General features: G+C 71.4%; 18 protein-coding genes. 15 read left to right on the top strand and 3 right to left on the bottom strand.

Features of this window, described 5'->3' with window-relative positions:
• Positions 1-16 precede the first annotated feature (16 nt).
• Positions 17-1,099 (top strand): 3-dehydroquinate synthase, encoded by a 1,083-nt coding sequence (aroB, locus tag ACRQ4B_RS12255; protein ID WP_439694390.1) that lies wholly within the window; start codon positions 17-19, stop codon positions 1,097-1,099.
• Here aroB and ACRQ4B_RS12250 read toward each other — a convergent pair.
• Positions 1,096-2,412 (bottom strand): LLM class flavin-dependent oxidoreductase, encoded by a 1,317-nt coding sequence (locus ACRQ4B_RS12250; RefSeq protein WP_439691704.1) that lies wholly within the window; start codon positions 2,410-2,412, stop codon positions 1,096-1,098. The two genes, aroB and ACRQ4B_RS12250, sit on opposite strands and share 4 nt — an antisense overlap.
• 374 nt (positions 2,413-2,786) lie before the next feature.
• Between ACRQ4B_RS12250 and ACRQ4B_RS12245 the strand changes: the two genes are divergently transcribed.
• A complete protein-coding gene (locus tag ACRQ4B_RS12245) occupies positions 2,787-3,401 on the top strand; it encodes a deaminase (RefSeq protein ID WP_439691703.1) in 615 nt (204 codons plus the stop codon).
• A gap of 12 nt (positions 3,402-3,413) precedes the next feature.
• Here ACRQ4B_RS12245 and ACRQ4B_RS12240 read toward each other — a convergent pair whose 3' ends face one another.
• Entirely contained in the window at positions 3,414-3,590 is a 177-nt protein-coding gene (locus ACRQ4B_RS12240) for a hypothetical protein (RefSeq protein ID WP_439691702.1), read from the bottom strand.
• A complete protein-coding gene (locus ACRQ4B_RS12235; protein WP_439691701.1) occupies positions 3,590-3,889 on the bottom strand; it encodes a hypothetical protein in 300 nt (99 codons plus the stop codon). The genes ACRQ4B_RS12240 and ACRQ4B_RS12235 overlap by 1 nt, the downstream gene beginning before the upstream one ends.
• 128 nt (positions 3,890-4,017) lie before the next feature.
• Between ACRQ4B_RS12235 and ACRQ4B_RS12230 the strand changes: the two genes are divergently transcribed.
• From ACRQ4B_RS12230 to metK, 13 genes are all read left to right on the top strand, one after another.
• Positions 4,018-5,709, top strand: coding sequence for an ABC1 kinase family protein (locus ACRQ4B_RS12230; RefSeq protein WP_439691700.1), 1,692 nt, complete (start codon positions 4,018-4,020; stop codon positions 5,707-5,709).
• Positions 5,710-5,805: 96 nt separating this feature from the next.
• The gene (efp, locus tag ACRQ4B_RS12225; protein ID WP_439691699.1) at positions 5,806-6,369 is read left to right on the top strand and encodes an elongation factor P; all 564 of its coding nucleotides are present in this window, start codon (positions 5,806-5,808) and stop codon (positions 6,367-6,369) included.
• An 11-nt stretch (positions 6,370-6,380) separates the two neighbouring features.
• Positions 6,381-6,833: a transcription antitermination factor NusB gene (gene nusB, locus ACRQ4B_RS12220; protein WP_439691698.1), complete on the top strand. Its 453-nt coding sequence runs from the start codon at positions 6,381-6,383 to the stop codon at positions 6,831-6,833.
• A gap of 24 nt (positions 6,834-6,857) precedes the next feature.
• Positions 6,858-7,454, top strand: coding sequence for a bifunctional pyr operon transcriptional regulator/uracil phosphoribosyltransferase PyrR (gene pyrR, locus ACRQ4B_RS12215; protein WP_439691697.1), 597 nt, complete (start codon positions 6,858-6,860; stop codon positions 7,452-7,454).
• Positions 7,454-8,434: an aspartate carbamoyltransferase catalytic subunit gene (locus ACRQ4B_RS12210; protein ID WP_439691696.1), complete on the top strand. Its 981-nt coding sequence runs from the start codon at positions 7,454-7,456 to the stop codon at positions 8,432-8,434. The genes pyrR and ACRQ4B_RS12210 overlap by 1 nt, the downstream gene beginning before the upstream one ends.
• Complete coding sequence (locus ACRQ4B_RS12205) at positions 8,431-9,792, top strand: dihydroorotase (RefSeq protein ID WP_439691695.1); 1,362 nt, start codon at positions 8,431-8,433, stop codon at positions 9,790-9,792. Before ACRQ4B_RS12210 ends, ACRQ4B_RS12205 begins: the two co-directional genes overlap by 4 nt.
• Positions 9,789-10,331 (top strand): PH-like domain-containing protein, encoded by a 543-nt coding sequence (locus ACRQ4B_RS12200; RefSeq protein ID WP_439691694.1) that lies wholly within the window; start codon positions 9,789-9,791, stop codon positions 10,329-10,331. The genes ACRQ4B_RS12205 and ACRQ4B_RS12200 overlap by 4 nt, the downstream gene beginning before the upstream one ends.
• Positions 10,331-11,530 (top strand): glutamine-hydrolyzing carbamoyl-phosphate synthase small subunit, encoded by a 1,200-nt coding sequence (gene carA / locus ACRQ4B_RS12195; RefSeq protein ID WP_439691693.1) that lies wholly within the window; start codon positions 10,331-10,333, stop codon positions 11,528-11,530. Before ACRQ4B_RS12200 ends, carA begins: the two co-directional genes overlap by 1 nt.
• Entirely contained in the window at positions 11,530-14,808 is a 3,279-nt protein-coding gene (gene carB, locus ACRQ4B_RS12190; RefSeq protein ID WP_439691692.1) for a carbamoyl-phosphate synthase large subunit, read from the top strand. The genes carA and carB overlap by 1 nt, the downstream gene beginning before the upstream one ends.
• Complete coding sequence (pyrF, locus tag ACRQ4B_RS12185; RefSeq protein WP_439691691.1) at positions 14,805-15,725, top strand: orotidine-5'-phosphate decarboxylase; 921 nt, start codon at positions 14,805-14,807, stop codon at positions 15,723-15,725. Before carB ends, pyrF begins: the two co-directional genes overlap by 4 nt.
• Positions 15,722-16,636 carry a guanylate kinase gene (gmk, locus tag ACRQ4B_RS12180; protein WP_439691690.1) on the top strand — a complete coding sequence of 305 codons (915 nt, stop codon included), beginning with the start codon at positions 15,722-15,724 and terminating at the stop codon, positions 16,634-16,636. The genes pyrF and gmk overlap by 4 nt, the downstream gene beginning before the upstream one ends.
• Before the next feature lie 57 nt (positions 16,637-16,693).
• Positions 16,694-16,957 carry a DNA-directed RNA polymerase subunit omega gene (rpoZ, locus tag ACRQ4B_RS12175; protein ID WP_022906709.1) on the top strand — a complete coding sequence of 88 codons (264 nt, stop codon included), beginning with the start codon at positions 16,694-16,696 and terminating at the stop codon, positions 16,955-16,957.
• Positions 16,958-16,962: 5 nt separating this feature from the next.
• On the top strand, positions 16,963-18,177 hold the full coding sequence (gene metK, locus ACRQ4B_RS12170; protein ID WP_439691689.1) for a methionine adenosyltransferase: 1,215 nt from the start codon (positions 16,963-16,965) through the stop codon (positions 18,175-18,177).
• The last annotated feature ends 7 nt before the right edge of the window (positions 18,178-18,184 follow it).

The following is an 18,184-nucleotide window of genomic DNA, read 5'->3' as shown; positions in this document are numbered from 1 at the left end:
CTCGACCCGTGCGATCCTGCCCGAGGGCACCACCGAGATCCGTGTCGGCGGCGACGACGGGTACGTCGTGGCGGTCGGCAACGGCCTGCTCGGTTCGGTGCCCGCGCTGCTCGGACCGCGTGTGGCGAAGGTCCTCATCGTGCACGCGCCGACGCTCGGTGCACGGGCGAACGACCTGCGCGACCTGCTCGCCGACGCCGGGCTCGAGGCGCTCATCGCCGAGGTGCCCGACGCCGAGGGAGCGAAGCGGGTCGAGGTCGCGGCGTTCTGCTGGCAGATCATGGGCCAGTCCGACTTCACGCGCACCGACGCCGTGATCGGTCTCGGTGGTGGCGCGGTCACCGACCTCGCCGGGTTCGTCGCCGCCACGTGGCTGCGCGGCGTGCCGTACGTCGCGATCCCGACGAGTGTGCTCGGCATGGTCGACGCGAGCGTCGGCGGCAAGACCGGCATCAACACGAACGAGGGCAAGAACCTCGTCGGTGCGTTCTTCCCGCCCCGTGCGGTCGTGGCGGACATCGACCTCGTCCGGACGCTGCCGCGCAACGAGATCCTCACCGGGTTCGCCGAGATCGTGAAGGCCGGGTTCATCGCCGTGCCGGAGATCCTCGAGACCATCGAGGCCGACGTCGCGCGGGTGACCGACCCGTCGACGCCGGAGTTCCGCCGGGTCGTCGAGCTCGCGATCGAGCTGAAGGCGCAGGTCGTCTCGGACGACTTCACCGAGCAGGGTCGCCGCGAGATCCTCAACTACGGGCACACGCTCGGGCACGCGATCGAGCACGCCGAGCGGTACCAGTGGCGGCACGGTGCCGCAGTGTCGGTCGGCATGGTGTTCGCGGCCGAACTGGCACGGCTCACCGGCCACCTGGACGACGCGACGGTGGACCGGCACCGGGCGATCCTCGAGTCGCTCGAACTGCCGACCACGTACGGGCTCGGACGCTGGGAGGGCCTCCTCGCCACGATGCGTCGTGACAAGAAGGCCCGCGCCGGCATGCTCCGGTTCATCATCCTGGACGGTGTCGGCAAGCCCGTCACGCTCGAGGGCCCCGAGGACCACCTGCTCTTCACCGCGTACCAGGAGGTCGGCGTCTAGGCGTACTGCCGCACGCCGAGGTGGTCGCGCAGGTGCCGGCCGGTGTACTCCGTCCGGTGCAGGCCGCGGCGCTGGAGCTCCGGCACGACCTTCTGGGTGAAGTCCTCCACCCCGGTCGGGAAGTGCGTCGGGACCGCCAGGAAGCCGTCGCAGGCACCGGCTTCGGACCACTCCTGCATCGTGTCCGCGATGCTCGACGGCGACCCGATCATCTTCCGGTAGCTGCCCTCGGCGAAGTACCGGGCCGTCTCGATCGTCGAGAGTCCCTGGTCGCGTGACACCGCCATGATCGCCTCGCGGTGCGACTTGCCGGCGTTCGACTCGGGGAGCTCGGGGACGGGGGCGTCCGGGTCGAACTGTCGGAAGTCGACGCCGCCGGCCAGCGGCTTGAGGTTGCTGAGCGCGAGGTCGTCCGGGATGAGCGCCATCATCCGATCGGCGAATGCACGCGCCTGCTCGTCGGTGTCGCCGACGATCGGGGTCATGCCGACGAGCACCTTGACGTGCTCCGGATCGCGGCCGAACCGCTCCGCCCGCGCGCGGATGTCGTCCCGGAAGGCGCGGCTCGCGTCCGGGTCGGACTGCAGCGTGAACACGACGTCGGCGGTGCGCGCCGCGAGCTCGCGTCCCGGCTCTGAAGCCCCGGCCTGGAACACGACCGGTCGTCCCTGCGGGCTCCGTCCGGTGGTGAGCGGACCGCGTACCCGGAAGTGCTCGCCCTCGTGCTGCAGGAACCGCATCTTGTCGATGTCGAAGTACGTGCCGGACTCCTTGTCACGCGTGATCGCATCGGCGTCCCACGAGTCCCACAGCCCGGTGACGACGTCCACGAACTCGCTCGCGCGCTCGTACCGCGCTGCGTGCTGGACGTGTGCGTCGAGCCCGAAGTTCTGCGCCTCGTCCTCGTTGAACGACGTGACGAGGTTCCAGCCGGCGCGCCCGTTGCTGATGTGGTCGAGCGTCGAGAACCGACGAGCCAGGTTGAACGGGTCGTTGAAGGTCGTGGTCGACGTCGCCGCGAGGCCCAGACGCGAGGTCCGCATCGCCAGGGCGGGCAGCAGCATCGTCGGGTCGAAGTGGATGGAGCGCGGGTTCGCGGCGCCGTAGTCGTCGCCCGCGAGGATGTCGTTGCTGCGTCGGACGGCGGCCTGGTCCTCGAAGAACAGCGCGTCGAGCTTCGCGGCCTCGGCGAGTTCGGCGGCACGGACGTAGTGCTCGATCCCGAGGTCGAGCTCGGGGACGGCGTCCGGCAGACGCCAGGCGCCGAGGTGGTAGCCGGGGAACACGAAGAGGGCGAGGTGGATCTGGGGCACGGTGGTGTCCTCTCGGGGCACGGTGGACGGGTGGGCGCCTCGGTCGGATCGGACTGGAGGCGCGGCACCGGGAAGGGGATCGGCGCGCGTGGCCGACGGGGGAGCGTCGCGGCGGGGCCGGCGGGGCCGGCGGGGCCGCCGGTGGGGTCGGCGGGGCTGACAGGGGTCGGCCGGGTGTCCGGCCGGGCTGCGTCAGTGCCCGTGCGCGATGGCGCCCCGGGGCCAGCGGCGGGGCGCGTACTGCGAGTCGTGTGCCGTCATCGCTGCCCCTTCCGTGTCCGCGCGGTGTTCACGACGACGCTAGGGCCGAGGTGTTTCCGTCGCGTTTCGACCGGGAAACACCCTCGAAACCGAGCGCCGCTAGCGTCCTCGCCATGTCCGGACCAGTCCTCGCCCCGTTCCCCACCGAGCTCCGTGTCGGCGTCCCCGGGTGGCTCCGGGATGCCCAGGCCGCGGCGCCGCTCCGGCTGCCCACGCGCGCCGAGCGGTTCGCGCTCGTCACCGAGCTCGCCACCCGCAACGTCGACGAGGGCACCGGTGGCCCGTTCGCCGCCGTCGTCGTCGACGAGGAGTCCGGCGACGTGCTGTCGATCGGCACGAACCTCGTCCTGCACTCGAACGTCGCGTCGATGCACGCCGAGGTCGTCACGCTCGGCCTGGCGCACGCACGTGTCGGCGGCTGGAACCTCGGCCGTGACGTGGGGCAGCGCCGGACCCTCGTGGTGAACGCGCAGCCGTGCGTGATGTGCCTCGGCGCCCTGCTCTGGTCGGGGGTCTCCGCGGTCGAGTTCGCCGCGGACTGCGCGACGGTCGAACGGATCACCGGGTTCGACGAGGGCCCCGTGCCGAGCGACTGGCGCGAGCAGCTGGAGGCCCGCGGCATCGACGTCCACCAGGAGCACGGCGTCGGTGCGGAGCACGCGCTGCACCGCTTCCGCGAACTCGTCGAGTCCGGCGTCACCGCGCGCTACAACGGCGACGGCGCCTGACCCGGGAGGTCCTCACCGCAGGACGCGTCTGGTGCGCCGCCACCACCACTTCACCCGGAACGACAGGGTCAGGACGCCGGTCCGTTGCCACTCGTGCCACTCGCGCATCGTCGCGCCGAGTTCCCATGCCGAGAGCTCGTCGTCCTCGTCGATGCCGGGTGCGTCGGGCAGTGGTCGCAAGATGCCCATCAGGGGTCCTCCTTCGGTGGGAGCGGATGGTCTGGCGTCGAGCGCCGGCGGAGCGCCCGGCTGGCGAGTGCTCGATCCCGCTTCGACCACCACGGTAGTTTTTCGAGTTCGCGCAGCACAGCAATCGAGATGTCGTATTCATCTCCATGGCCTCGCCGTTCGACGGACCAGGTGAACCGCCGCCAGGCGTGATCACGGTCCACCGCCCTCCGGCTCTGGAACGCGCCGAACCAACTGACCACCGCCGCCACGATCGCGGCGGCAGCGGCGATGAGCGCCGTGACGAGTGCTGTCTCCATGCCCGCAGCCTGACGCCGTGACGGTGCCCCCGTGGCGGACCCCGGCCGATCTGTGGACGGCGAGCCGTGCCTCCAGGCTGTGGAGGACGGACCGACGACCACGCAGGACGGGGGAGCAGACTGGACCCGTGCCCACCCCGCCCCGCCTGAGCGACCTCGGCGGCTCGCCGGACGTCGCGGCCGGAACGCTCCGGTCCCGCGGCCGACGGTTCGCCGAACTCCTCGCGATCGCCCGCCGCCACGAACTCCTGCCCTTCCGCCGTCTCGACTTCTCGCACGACCCCGCGACCTCGGCGCTCCGGACCCGGCAGGCCGACCACCTGCGCCGCGCGCTCGAGGAGGCCGGTGGCGGCTTCGTGAAGATGGGCCAGCTGCTCTCCACCCGCGACGACCTCCTGCCCGAGGAGTGGACCGAGGAACTCGCGCACCTGCAGCGGAGCGTCACGCCGGCCGACCCGGAAGCCGTCCGGGCGCTCCTCGAGCGGGAGCTCGGCGCCCCGGTGGACCAGGTGTTCTCGGCGTTCGACCCGGTGCCGGTGGCCGCGGCGTCGATCGCCCAGGTGCACCGCGCACGGCTGGTGGACGGGACGAGCGTCGCGGTGAAGGTGCAGCGGCCCGGCATCGACCAGGCGGTGCGGCGGGACGTCGACATCGCGCTGCGCGTGGTGCGGTTCATGGCGCGTCTGTCGACCGAGGCACGCCAGGTCGGCGTGCAGGAGGTCGCCGCGCAGTACGCCGACGACCTCGTCCGGCAGGTGGACTTCTCGTCGGAGCTCCGGAACCTCACCACGCTCCGGGCCGCGCAGGCCCGGAGCGCGCGTCCGGACGAGGTCCGGTTCCCCGCCCCCTACCCGGAGCTCTCCGGACGCCGGGTGCTCGTGATGGAGTTCCTCGAGGGCGACACGCTGAGCGCCGTTCGGTCCGAGCGGGCCGACCGTGACCTCGACGAGCCGATGCGAGCGATCCTTCGGGCCTTCCTCCGCCAGGTCGTGTTCGACGGGGTCTACCACGCCGACATGCACCCCGGGAACATCCTGCTGCTGCCGGACGGCCGACCCGGCCTCATCGACTTCGGCTCCGTCGGGCGGCTCGACCCCGGGCTCCGGGACACCGTGCAGCAGCTCCTCGCCGCGTACATCCAGGACGACTCCGAAGCGATCGCGGACGCGGTGCTCCGGATGGCACCGGTGCGCGACGCCGAGGACGAACCCGACTTCCGGCGCGCCATCGCCCGCTTCGTCGCGGACGAACTCGGGCCCGGCGCGCGCATCGGTGTCGAGACGGTGGACGACGCCGTCGAGGTCTTCGGACGCTACCGGTTGAAGCCGCCGCCGGACTTCGTCGCCGCAGCACGGGCACTGGCGATCTTCGAGGGCACGCTCCGCACGCTCGCGCCGTCGTTCGACCTGCTCGAGGAGTCCCGCGGACTCGCACGCGAGCAGATCCGCGACCAGCTCCGCCCGGGGAAGATCCGGGACGTCGCGGTGCGGGAGCTCTTCGGCGTGGTCTCCGCCGCCCGCCGACTGCCGCGCCGGGTGGACCGCATCGGCGAGGCGATCGAGACCGGCAAGCTCTCGGTCAACATCCGCCTGTTCGCGGACCGGCGGGACCGCCGCACGCTCAACGGGGTCATCCGCCGCGTGCTCCTCGTGCTGCTCGGCGCCGGGGCCGGGGTGCTCGCGATCGTCTACCTGGCGTCCCCGGCACGGCCGACGGCGGTACTGTCCACCGGGGCCGCCGGCGCGCTGCTCGGGGGAGCGGCGGTGGTGCTGCTCGGCTGGGCCGCGATCGATTCGGTGCGCGCGCGGAAGCGTGAATGAGCGGTCCGCTACACTCGTCCGGGGCGTTCACGCCCGCAGACCGGGCCACCGCGCTCGCAGACCTTCACAACACGACGAACGGGACATCGAACACTCATGGCCAGTACCACTGACATCAAGAACGGCGCCGTTCTCATCATCGACGGGCAGCTCTGGTCGGTCGTCGAGTTCCAGCACGTCAAGCCGGGCAAGGGCGGTGCGTTCGTCCGCACCAAGCTCAAGAACGTCGTGTCGGGCAAGGTCGTCGACCGCACCTTCAACGCCGGCGCGAAGATCGACACCGCGACCGTCGACCGCCGCGACTACCAGTACCTCTACGAGGACGGCGACTCGTACGTGTTCATGGACACCGACACCTACGACCAGATCCCGGTCTCCGCGACGGTCGTCGGCGATGCGAAGAACTTCCTGCTCGAGTCGGCGATGGTCACCATCGCGATGAACGAGGGCAACCCGCTGTACGTCGAGCTCCCCACCTCGATCGTGACCGAGGTCGAGACCGAGCCCGGCCTGCAGGGCGACCGCTCGTCGGGTGGCACCAAGGACGCGACGATCATCGCGACCGGCCACCGCATCCAGGTCCCGCTGTACCTCGAGAGCGGCACCCTGGTGAAGATCGACACGCGTGACGGCAGCTTCCTCGGCCGCGTCAACTCCTAGGCGCTGACCGTATGAGTGCTCGTTCGAAGGCCCGCAAGCGCGCCCTCGACATGCTGTACGTGGCAGAGGTCCGCGAGCTGCCGATCGCGGACATCCTCGCCACCGAGACCGTGCGGCACCTGGACCAGCCGGAGCGCGCCTCCAGCTGGGACTACGCGCGGCAGATCGTCACGGGCGTCGACGACGACCGGGCAGAGCTCGACCGGGTCATCGTCGAGCACGCCCAGGGCTGGTCGATCGCCCGGATGCCGGTGCTCGACCGGTGCATCCTGCGCATGGGTGTCTGGGAGCTCCGGTTCAACCCGGAGGTCCCCGACGCGGTCGCGATCGCCGAGGCCGTGGAGCTCGCCCAGTCGCTCTCCACGGAGGAGTCCGCGGGCTTCGTCAACGGTGTGCTCGGGGCCGTCGCCGGCGGTCGTGCACCGTCCGGTCGGACGGTCGCAGAGGACCAGGAGTCCCGGTAGGGTTGACCACGTCAGCATCCTTTAATGCCGTCCGGTGAGGCGGGGAAGGAGGTCGGCGTGGGCACCAGAACGGTCCTGCAGCACTCCGACATAACGCGTGCTCTGACACGCATCGCGCACGAGATCCTCGAGGCCAACCACGGCGCCTCGGACCTCGTGCTCCTGGGCATCCCGACACGGGGTGCCGTCCTGGCCGAGCGGCTCGACCGCATCCTGGCCGACATCGAACCCGAGTGGGTGACCGACGGCCCGAGCGGCCGTGTCGGCACGCTCGACGTCACGATGCACCGGGACGACCTCGGGCACGGCATCGGCCGGGCTCCGCACCGGACCACCATCCCGGCGAGCGGCATCGACGGCAAGGTCGTCGTGCTCGTCGACGACGTCCTGTACTCCGGTCGGACGGTCCGGGCCGCGCTCGACGCGCTCCAGGGGATCGGTCGGCCGCGCGCGGTCCGCCTCGCGGTCCTCGTCGACCGGGGGCACCGCGAGCTGCCGATCCGCGCGGACCACGTCGGCAAGAACCTGCCGACGGCGTCCGACGAGCGGGTCACGCTCCGCCTGACCGAGACCGACGGCACCGACGAGGTCGTCATCGAGCAGCCGGGCGGTGACGCCTGATGCGCCATCTCCTCTCCACCGCCGACCTCTCCCGTGCCGAGGCGATCCACATCCTGGACGTCGCCGAGGAGATGGCCGAGGTCAACACCCGCGAGGTCCGGAAGCTCCCGGCCCTCCGCGGCAAGACCGTCGTGAACCTGTTCTTCGAGGACTCCACCCGCACCCGGATCTCCTTCGAGGCCGCAGCGAAGCGCCTGTCCGCCGACGTCCTGAACTTCGCGGCGAAGGGCTCGAGCGTCTCGAAGGGCGAGTCGCTCAAGGACACCGTGCAGACCCTCGGCGCGATGGGCATCGACGGCATCGTGATGCGCCACGGCGCGTCCGGTGCACCGCGGGTCCTCGCCGACGCGGACTGGATCGACGTCCCGGTGGTGAACGCCGGCGACGGCACGCACGAGCACCCGACACAGGCCCTGCTCGATGCCTTCACGATGCGCCGGCGCCTGCACGGAGCCGGCAGTCGTGGCCAGGGCCTCGACGGCGTCCGCGTGCTCATCGTCGGTGACGTCCTGCACAGCCGCGTCGCACGGAGCAACGCCTGGCTGCTCCGCACCCTCGGGGCGAGCGTGACGTTCGCCGCCCCGCCCACCCTCCTGCCGGTGACGAGCACGCCCTTCGGTGCGGCCGTGCACCACGACCTCGACGTCGCCCTCGCCGAGGACCCCGACGTCGTGATGACGCTGCGGATCCAGCAGGAGCGGATGAACGACGCGTTCTTCCCGAACCCGCGGGAGTACACCCGGCACTGGGGGCTGACCGCGAGCCGGTTCGCCCGGCTCGACGAGCGCACGCTGATCATGCACCCGGGTCCGATGAACCGCGGGCTGGAGATCGCCGGTGTGGCCGCCGACGACCCCCGGTCGACGGTCGTCGAGCAGGTCGAGAACGGCGTGTCGGTCCGGATGGCCGTGCTGTACCTGGCCCTGACGGGCAACGAACGGTCCATGACCGGGAACGAAGCGAAGGAGTCGGTCGCATGACCACCGCTCACCTCATCCGCGGCGCGCAGCTGGTCGACGGCACGCGTGCCGACATCCGCCTGGAGGCACGGCGCATCACGGCGGTCGGGTCCGGTCTCGACGCGGCCGGCGCCACGGTCGTCGACGCGGACGGGCTGATCGCCCTGCCCGGTCTCGTGGACCTCCACACCCACCTGCGGGAGCCCGGCTTCGAGGAGTCGGAGACGGTGCTCACCGGCTCGCGTGCCGCGGCCGCCGGCGGCTTCACCGCCGTGAACGCGATGGCGAACTCCTCGCCGGTCGCCGACACCGCGGGCGTGGTCGAGCAGGTGCAGGCCCTCGGTGACGACGCCGGGTACGTCACGGTCCGTCCGATCGGCGCGGTCTCGCAGGGGCTGCAGGGCACCCACCTGTCCGAGATCGGTGCCATGGCGACGAGCCGGGCGAAGGTCCGGGTGTTCTCGGACGACGGTTCGTGCGTCGCCGACCCGCTCCTGATGCGCCGGGCGCTCGAGTACATCAAGGGCTTCGGCGGGGTGCTCGCGCAGCACGCGCAGGAGCCGCGTCTGACGATCGGCGCGCAGATGAACGAGGGTCGGCTGTCGTCCGAGCTCGGGCTCGCCGGCTGGCCGTCCGTCGCCGAAGAGGCCATCATCGCCCGCGACGTCCTGCTCGCCGACCACGTCGGGGCGCGCCTGCACGTCTGCCACGTGTCGACCGCCGGCAGCGTCGAGGTGATCCGCTGGGCGAAGTCCCGCGGCATCGACGTCACCGCCGAGGTCACCCCGCACCACCTGGTCCTCACCGAGGACCTGATCGCCGGGGCGGACGGCGCCGCGGGCTACGACGCGCGGTACAAGGTCAACCCGCCGTTGCGCTCCCGCGAGGACGTCGACGCGCTCCGGGCCGCCCTGGCCGACGGCACGATCGACATCGTCGCGACCGACCACGCGCCGCACACCGCCGAGGCGAAGTGCTGCGAGTGGCCGGCCGCGGCGAACGGCATGGTGGGCCTCGAGTCGGCGCTGAGCGTGGTGCACGCGGCCGTGGTCGACAGCGGCCAGCTCGACTGGGCCGACGTCGCCCGGGTGCTGTCCGAGGCACCCGCTCGGATCGGGCAGGTCGAGGGCCACGGGCAGCGGATCGCCGAGGGCGCCCCCGCCGAGATCACCCTCTACGACCCGTCGGTCCGCCGGGAGTTCGCGGTCACCGACCTCGCCGGGCAGTCGCAGAACTCGCCCTACCTCGGCATGCAGCTGCCGGGCCGGGTCGTGGCGACCTTCCACCACGGGTACCCGACGATGCTCGACGGCCGGCTCGTCGACGCCGAGACGGTCGCCGCGCACGTCCGCGCGACGCGGATCGGGGCGTCGGCATGAGCGGTGACGCCCTGCGCTGGCTCGAAGGCGGGATCATCCTCGCCCTCGTCGTCGCGCTGTTCGTCGCCATGGCGCGCACCTGGCGGACGCGGGCCAGGAAGCAGGCGGAAGCCGTGCCTCCAGTCGGTGTCCCGGCCGACCTGTCGCCGGCGGCCGGTGCGTGGGACGGGTTCACCGTCGCGACGACCCGCGCCGATCAGCCGCTCGAACGGATCACGGCGGGCGGTCTCGGCTTCCGGGGCCGTGGCGGCGTGACCGTCCACGACACCGGCGTGGTGCTGCACCACGCCGGCACCCCCGACCGGTGGATCGCAGCCGCCGCCGTCCGCGGCGCCGACCGTGCCACGTGGGCCATCGACCGTGTGGTCGAGCCCGGGGGACTGGTCCGTCTGCGATGGACGGCGACCGGCGCCGCAGGTGCGACGGACCTCGACACCTACTTCCGGTTCCCGGAGGGCGACGGAGCAGTGCTCGCCGCCCTGCAGGGACTGTCGACGAAGCACGAACACCCGCACACCGCGGGCGAAGGGACGAACTGATGACACGCGAACGGGCCGTACTGGTCCTCGAGGACGGCACCCGGTACGACGGCTGGGCCTACGGCGCCCGCGGGCGCACGCTCGGCGAGGTGGTCTTCGCGACCGGCATGACCGGCTACCAGGAGACACTGACCGACCCCTCGTACGCCGGGCAGATCGTGGTGCAGACCGCGCCGCACATCGGCAACACGGGTGTGAACGACGAGGACCCCGAGTCCCGTCGCATCTGGGTCGCCGGGTACGTCGTGCGCGACCCCAGCCGCGTCGTGTCGAACCACCGCGCGAACGCGTCGCTCGACGAGCACCTCGTGCGCGACGGCATCGTCGGCATCTCCGGCATCGACACCCGCGCGCTGACCCGCCGCATCCGGGACGCCGGTGCGATGAAGGGCGGCGTGTTCAGCGGCGCCGATGCGCAGCTGGCCGCCGACGAGCAGCTGGACGCGGTCCGGTCGCAGGCGACGATGGCCGGTGCCAGCTTCTCCGCCGTCGTCTCCACGCCGGAGACCTACGTCGTGCCGGCGCAGGGCGAGCAGATCGGCCGCCTGGCCGTGCTCGACCTCGGCGTGAAGGCGTCGACCACGCGCTACCTCGCGCAGCGCGGGTTCGAGGTGCACGTGGTGCCGCAGGACATCACCGCCGCGGCGCTCGAGGAGCTCGCCCCCGACGCGCTCTTCTACTCGAACGGCCCCGGCGACCCGGCCGCGAGCGACGCGCAGGTGTCGCTGCTGCAGGACTCGCTGAAGACCGGCCGTCCGTTCTTCGGCATCTGCTTCGGCAACCAGCTGCTCGGCCGCGCCCTCGGCTTCGGCACCTACAAGCTGCCGTTCGGCCACCGCGGCATCAACCAGCCGGTGCTCGACACGACCACGGGCAAGGTGGAGATCACGAGCCAGAACCACGGCTTCGCGGTCGACGCGCCCCTCGGCGAGGTCCTCGAGTCGCCGGCCGGCTTCGGTCGGGTCGAGGTCTCGCACTACTCCCTGAACGACCAGGTCGTCGAGGGGCTCCGTGCGCTCGACGTCCCCGCGTTCAGCGTCCAGTACCACCCCGAGGCGGCGGCGGGCCCGCACGACTCCATGTACCTCTTCGACCGGTTCGCGGACCTGGTGCGCGCGCGTCGCGACGGAACGCCGCTCGACGCGGCCACCGCCGACGCCACGACCCCCGCAGCAGACATCACCAAGGAAGCGAACTGATGCCCAAGCGCGCAGACATCAACTCCGTCCTCGTCATCGGTTCCGGCCCGATCGTCATCGGGCAGGCCGCCGAGTTCGACTACTCCGGCACCCAGGCGTGCCGCGTCCTCCGTGCCGAGGGCGTCCGCGTGATCCTCGTGAACCCGAACCCGGCGACGATCATGACCGACCCGGACTTCGCCGACGCGACCTACATCGAGCCGATCACGAGCGCCTCGCTCGAGGAGATCATCAAGATCGAGCAGCCGGACGCCGTGCTGCCCACCCTCGGCGGACAGACCGCCCTGAACGCCGCGATCAAGCTCGACGCCGAGGGCGTCCTCGACAAGTACGGCGTCGAGCTCATCGGCGCGAAGGTCGACGCCATCCAGCGCGGTGAGGACCGGCAGCTCTTCAAGGAGCTCGTCCTCGAGTCCGGCGCCGACGTCGCCCGGAGCCACATCGCGCACACCCTGGAAGAGGCGAAGGAGTTCGCCGCCGACCTCGGCTACCCGCTCGTCGTCCGCCCGTCCTTCACCATGGGCGGCCTCGGCTCCGGCTTCGCGTACAACGAGGAAGAACTCGTCCGCTTCGTCGGCGACGGGTTGCAGTCGAGCCCGACGACCGAGGTACTGCTCGAGGAGTCGATCCTCGGCTGGAAGGAGTACGAGCTCGAGCTGATGCGGGACAACTTCGACAACACGGTCGTCATCTGCTCGATCGAGAACGTCGACCCGGTCGGTGTGCACACGGGTGACTCGATCACCGTCGCCCCGGCGCTGACGCTGACCGACCGCGAGTACCAGAACATGCGGAACATCGGCATCGACATCATCCGTCGTGTCGGGGTCGACACCGGCGGCTGCAACATCCAGTTCGCCGTCGACCCGTCGAACGGCCGCCTCATCGTCATCGAGATGAACCCCCGCGTGTCCCGTTCGTCGGCGCTTGCGTCGAAGGCGACGGGCTTCCCGATCGCCAAGATCGCCGCGAAGCTCGCCATCGGGTACCGCCTCGACGAGATCGAGAACGACATCACCCGGGTCACCCCGGCGAGCTTCGAGCCGACGCTGGACTACGTGGTCGTGAAGACCCCTCGCTTCGCGTTCGAGAAGTTCCCGGCCGCCGACGCCACGCTGACCACGACCATGAAGAGCGTCGGCGAGGCGATGGCGATCGGCCGCAACTACGCGACGGCGTTGCAGAAGTCCCTGCGGTCGCTCGAGAAGCGCGGTTCGAGCTTCCACTGGGACGTCCCGGCCGCCGAGCTCGACAAGGACGCCCTGCTGGCAAAGTCGACCGTCCCGACCGACGGCCGGATCGTCACCGTGCAGCAGGCGCTCGTCGCCGGTGCCACCGCGGACGAGGTGTTCGAGGCCACGAAGATCGACCCGTGGTTCATCGACCAGATCGTCCTCATCAACGAGGTCGCGGCCGAGGTCCGGGCAGCGGAGACGCTCGACGCCGACACGCTCCGGTGGGCGAAGGAGCACGGCTTCAGCGACGTCCAGATCGCGAGCCTCCGGGGGATCAGCGAGCAGGACGCCCGCGACGCCCGGCACGCGATGGGCATCCGGCCGGTCTTCAAGACCGTCGACACCTGCGCCGGCGAGTTCCCGGCCCTGACGCCGTACCACTACTCGTCGTACGACGCCGAGACCGAGGTCGCCCCGAGCGACCGCAAGAAGGTCGTCATCCTCGGCTCCGGCCCGAACCGCATCGGCCAGGGCGTGGAGTTCGACTACTCCTGCGTGCACGCGTCCTTCGCGCTGAGCGACGCCGGGTTCGAGACCATCATGATCAACTGCAACCCGGAGACGGTCTCCACCGACTACGACACTTCCGACCGGCTGTACTTCGAACCGCTGACCACCGAGGACGTCCTCGAGGTCATCGAGGCCGAGGCGGCGTCCGGCGACCTGGTCGGCGTGGTCGTGCAGCTCGGGGGCCAGACGGCCCTCGGACTCGCGAAGCCGCTCGAGGCCGCAGGCATCCCGATCCTCGGCACCAGCCCGACGGCGATCGACTCGGCCGAGGAGCGCGGGCAGTTCTCCGTGATCCTCGACGAGGCCGGCCTGCTCGCACCGCGCAACGGCACGGCGCACGACCTCGCCAGCGCGACGGCGGTCGCCGAGGAGATCGGGTACCCCGTCCTCGTCCGTCCGTCCTTCGTGCTCGGTGGCCGCGGCATGGAGATCGTCTACGACACCGCCACGCTCGTCGACTACTTCGACCGGATGGCCGACCAGGCGATCATCGGCCCGGACCTCCCGCTGCTCGTCGACCGGTTCCTCGACGACGCGGTGGAGATCGACGTCGACGCGCTGTACGACGGCGAGCGGATCTACATCGGCGGCATCATGGAGCACCTCGAAGAGGCCGGCATCCACTCCGGCGACTCCGCCTGCACCCTCCCGCCGGTCGGCCTCGGCCGCGCCGAGATCCAGGGCGTCGTCGACGCGACCGAGAAGATCGCCCGCGGCATCGGCGTCCAGGGCCTGCTCAACGTGCAGTTCGCGATCGGTGCCGGCGTGCTCTACGTGCTGGAGGCCAACCCGCGCGCCAGCCGCACGGTCCCGTTCGTCTCGAAGGCGCTCGGCATCCCGCTCGCCAAGGCCGCCGCCCGCCTGATGACCGGCACCACGATCGACGCGCTCGTCGACGAGGGCCTCCTGCCCGCCCGGGACGGCGCGTTCGTCCCGATGCAGTCGCCGATCGCCGTGAAGGAGGCCGTACTGCCCTTCCGCCGGTTCCGCACCCACGACGGCCAGGTCGTCGATTCGGTGCTCAGCCCGGAGATGCGGTCCACCGGCGAGGTCATGGGCATCGACCGTGACTTCCCGCGCGCGTTCCTCAAGTCGCAGGAGGCCGCGTACGGCGGGCTGCCGACGAGCGGCACGGTCTTCGTGAGCGTCGCGGACACCGACAAGCGTCAGGTCGTGCTCCCGGTGCACCGACTGCAGCAGCTCGGCTTCACGATCACCGCGACCGAGGGCACCGCCGAGGTGCTGCAGCGCAACGGCATCGAGGTGACGCTCGTCGGCAAGTACAGCGAGGGCGGCGAGAGCGTCGTCGACCTGCTCGCCCGCAACGAGGTCGACATCGTCATCAACACGCCGTCGGGTGCAGCTGGTCGTGCGGACGGGTACGAGATCCGTGCGGCCACGGTCGCGGCGGACAAGCCGCTGTTCACGACGATCGCGCAGCTCGGTGCCGCCGTCGCGGCGATCGAGACGATCGGGTCGCCGCACAGCGTGCGGAGCCTGCAGGACTACGCGCTCGAGCGCGCGACCTGGTGACGGCTGCCACCGTGGCGACGACCCCGACGGGAGGCCCGACCTCCTTCGGCGTCCGGCTCGCGTCCGCCATCGGGTCGCGGTCCGCGCTCTGCGTCGGCATCGACCCCCACGCCGCCACCCTGGCGGCGTGGGGGCTCGGCCGCGACGAACAGGGGCTGACCGCGTTCGGCGCGACCCTCGTGGACGCGGCTGCCGGCCGTGCCGCGATCGTGAAGCCGCAGATCGCGTTCTTCGAGGCGGCGGGGGTCGCGGGCTACCGTGCGCTCGACGCGACGATCCGTCGGGCGCGTGATGCGGGCCTCCTGGTCGTCGCCGACGTGAAGCGCGGCGACATCGGGTCGACGGGGGACGACTACGCGCTCGCGTGGCTGGACCGTGACGGGCCGTTCGCGGCCGACGCGATGACGGTCTCGCCGTACCTCGGGTACGGGTCCCTCGCCGGCACGATCGCGCTGGCGCGGGCGAACGGTGCCGGGGTCTTCGTGCTCGCGGCGACGAGCAACCCCGAGGCCCGCGTGCTGCAGACGGCGGTGCTGGCCGAGGGGCCGCGCGCGGGCCGGAGCGTCGCTGCCGGTATCGTCTTGGACGTGGCAGACGACAACCGCACCGCGGCCGGGCAGCGCGCACGAGTCGCCGACCAGCCCCTCGGCGACGTCGGGCTCGTGCTCGGCGCGACCCTCGACCTCGACGACTTCGGCATCGACGCGACGGCCATCGGTACGTCGCCCGTCCTCGCACCGGGCTTCGGTGCCCAGGGCGCGCGCATCGAGGACCTCCGCGCGCTGTACGGCACCCGTGCCGAGCAGGTGCTCGTGAGCGAGTCCCGCGGGCTGCTCACCGACGGACCCGACGGGGTCGCGGCACTCGTCGCCGACCGCGCCGACCGGATCCGCGCCGCGTTGGGGGCCGCCGCATGACGGCCGACCGTGACGGCCTGCCCGCGCACCGCAACCCGCCGGAGGTCGACCGCGTCGCCGCCGCCCAGGCAGCCGTCGCCGCACGACGCGCCCGGGCAGCCGTGAAGGCCGCGGTCGCGTCGGGGGAGCGCTCCGCACTCGAGGTCTCGCGGCTCGCGTGGTCCGACGCCGAGGCCCCGGCCGAGAAGTCCCTGCGCGTCCGTGACCTCCTGACGAGCCTCTCCGGCATCGGCCCGGCGCGGGCCGAGTCGATCATGGGCGACCTGCGGATCGCGCCGTCGAAGCGCCTCGGCGGTCTCGGCACCCGGCAGCGCTCCGAACTCGCCGACTGGCTGGCCGCCCGCGGTCGGAAGCGCGGCACCTCCAAGCTCGTCGTCCTCGCCGGGCCCACCGCGGTCGGCAAGGGCACCGTCAGCGCCTTCATCCGCGAGCAGTACCCGGACGTCAACCTCAGCGTGTCCGCGACCACCCGCAAGCCCCGCCCCGGCGAGGTCGACGGCGTGCACTACTACTTCGTGGACGACGCCGAGTTCGACCGGATGATCCGCGACCGCGAACTCCTCGAGTGGGCCACCGTGCACAACTCGTACCGGTACGGCACCCCGCGTCCGCCCATCGACCGCGCGCTCGACGCCGGGGACAAGGTCATGCTCGAGATCGACCTGCAGGGCGCCCGCCAGGTCCGCGACGCCATGCCCGAGGCCGTCCTCGTGTTCCTGCTGCCCCCGTCGTGGGAGGAACTGGTGCGCCGACTGATCGGTCGCGGCACCGAATCGGCCGAGGAACAGGCCCGCCGGCTGGACACCGCCAAGGTCGAACTCGCCGCCCAGGACGAGTTCGACGTGCGCATCGTGAACTCCGATGTCGGCACTGCGGCACGCGAGGTCGTAGACTTGTTCACTGCGCCCTAACCGGGCGCGCCTGCGCCCCGCCGGGTGCGACCGATCTTTCCGTCGACAGGAGACACCATGGCCAACCCCCAGGGCATCATCGACCCGCCCATCGACGACCTGCTCGCCAAGGTGGAGTCGAAGTACGCGCTCGTCATCTTCGCCTCCAAGCGTGCGCGCCAGATCAACGACTACTACGCCGACCTGCACGAGGGCTCGCTCTTCGACAACGTCGGCCCGCTGGTCGACTCGACGATCGACGACAAGCCGCTGTCCGTCGCGTTGCACGAGATCAACGAGGACAAGCTCACGGTCACCAAGCAGCAGCAGCCCACCGACTGACCGCGGTGACGAGCAGCAACCTGCGCCTCTTCACGTCCGAGTCGGTGACCGAGGGGCACCCCGACAAGATCTGCGACCAGATCTCGGACACGATCCTCGACGCGCTGCTCACGGTCGACCCGCATGCGCGTGTCGCCGTCGAGACCATGGTCACGACCGGGCTCGTGCACGTCGCCGGCGAGGTCACGACCTCCGGGTACGTCGAGATCCCGAAGCTGGTCCGCGACGTCATCACCGGCATCGGGTACAACTCGTCCGTGGTGTCGTTCGACGGGGCCACCTGCGGCGTCGAGGTGTCGATCGGTGCGCAGTCCCCGGACATCGCCCAGGGCGTCGACGAGTCACTCGACACGCGCTCCGGTGCCGGCGTCGACCCGCTCGACCGCCAGGGTGCCGGCGACCAGGGCATCATGTTCGGCTTCGCCACGAACGAGACCCCGGAGTACATGCCGGTGGCGATCTGGCTGGCGCACCGGCTCGCCGAGCGTCTCGCCGAGGTCCGGAAGACGGGCGTGCTCGACTTCCTGCGCCCGGACGGCAAGACCCAGGTCACGGTCGGGTACGACGGTGTCGTGCCGAGGACGGTGGAGACGGTCGTGCTCTCCACGCAGCACTCGCCGGCCGTCACGCTCGACGAGCTGACCGCTGCCGTCACCGAGCACGTGATCCTCCCCGTCCTCGCCCTGGTCGACCTCGACTCGTCGCACGTCGACGTCATCGTGAACCCGACCGGTCGGTTCGAGATCGGCGGCCCCCAGGGCGACGCCGGCCTCACCGGGCGCAAGGTCATCGTCGACACGTACGGCGGCGCCTCCCGGCACGGCGGTGGCGCCTTCAGCGGCAAGGACCCGTCGAAGGTGGACCGTTCGGCCGCCTACGCACTGCGCTGGGTCGCGAAGAACGCCGTGGCGGCCGGGCTCGCCGACCGCCTCGAGGTCCAGGTCGCGTACGCGATCGGTCGTGCGAAGCCGGTCGGGCTGTACGTCGAGTCGTTCGGCACCGGTCACGTGGACGACGCGACGATCGAGGCCGCGATCCTGCAGGTCTTCGACCTCCGTCCGGCCGCGATCATCCGCGACCTCGACCTGCTCCGCCCGGTCTACGCGCAGACCGCGACGTACGGTCACTTCGGCCGTGAGCTCCCCGGCTTCACCTGGGAGCAGCTCGACCGTGTCGAGGAACTCCGCGCCGCCGCAGGACTCGTCGCCGCAACCGTCTGAGCCACCG

Source organism: Curtobacterium sp. SP.BCo, assembly GCF_051903265.1.
Taxonomy (GTDB): domain Bacteria; phylum Actinomycetota; class Actinomycetes; order Actinomycetales; family Microbacteriaceae; genus Curtobacterium.
The sequence above is the reverse complement of the archived record's forward strand: the minus strand, read 5'-3'. Positions and strand labels throughout refer to the sequence as shown.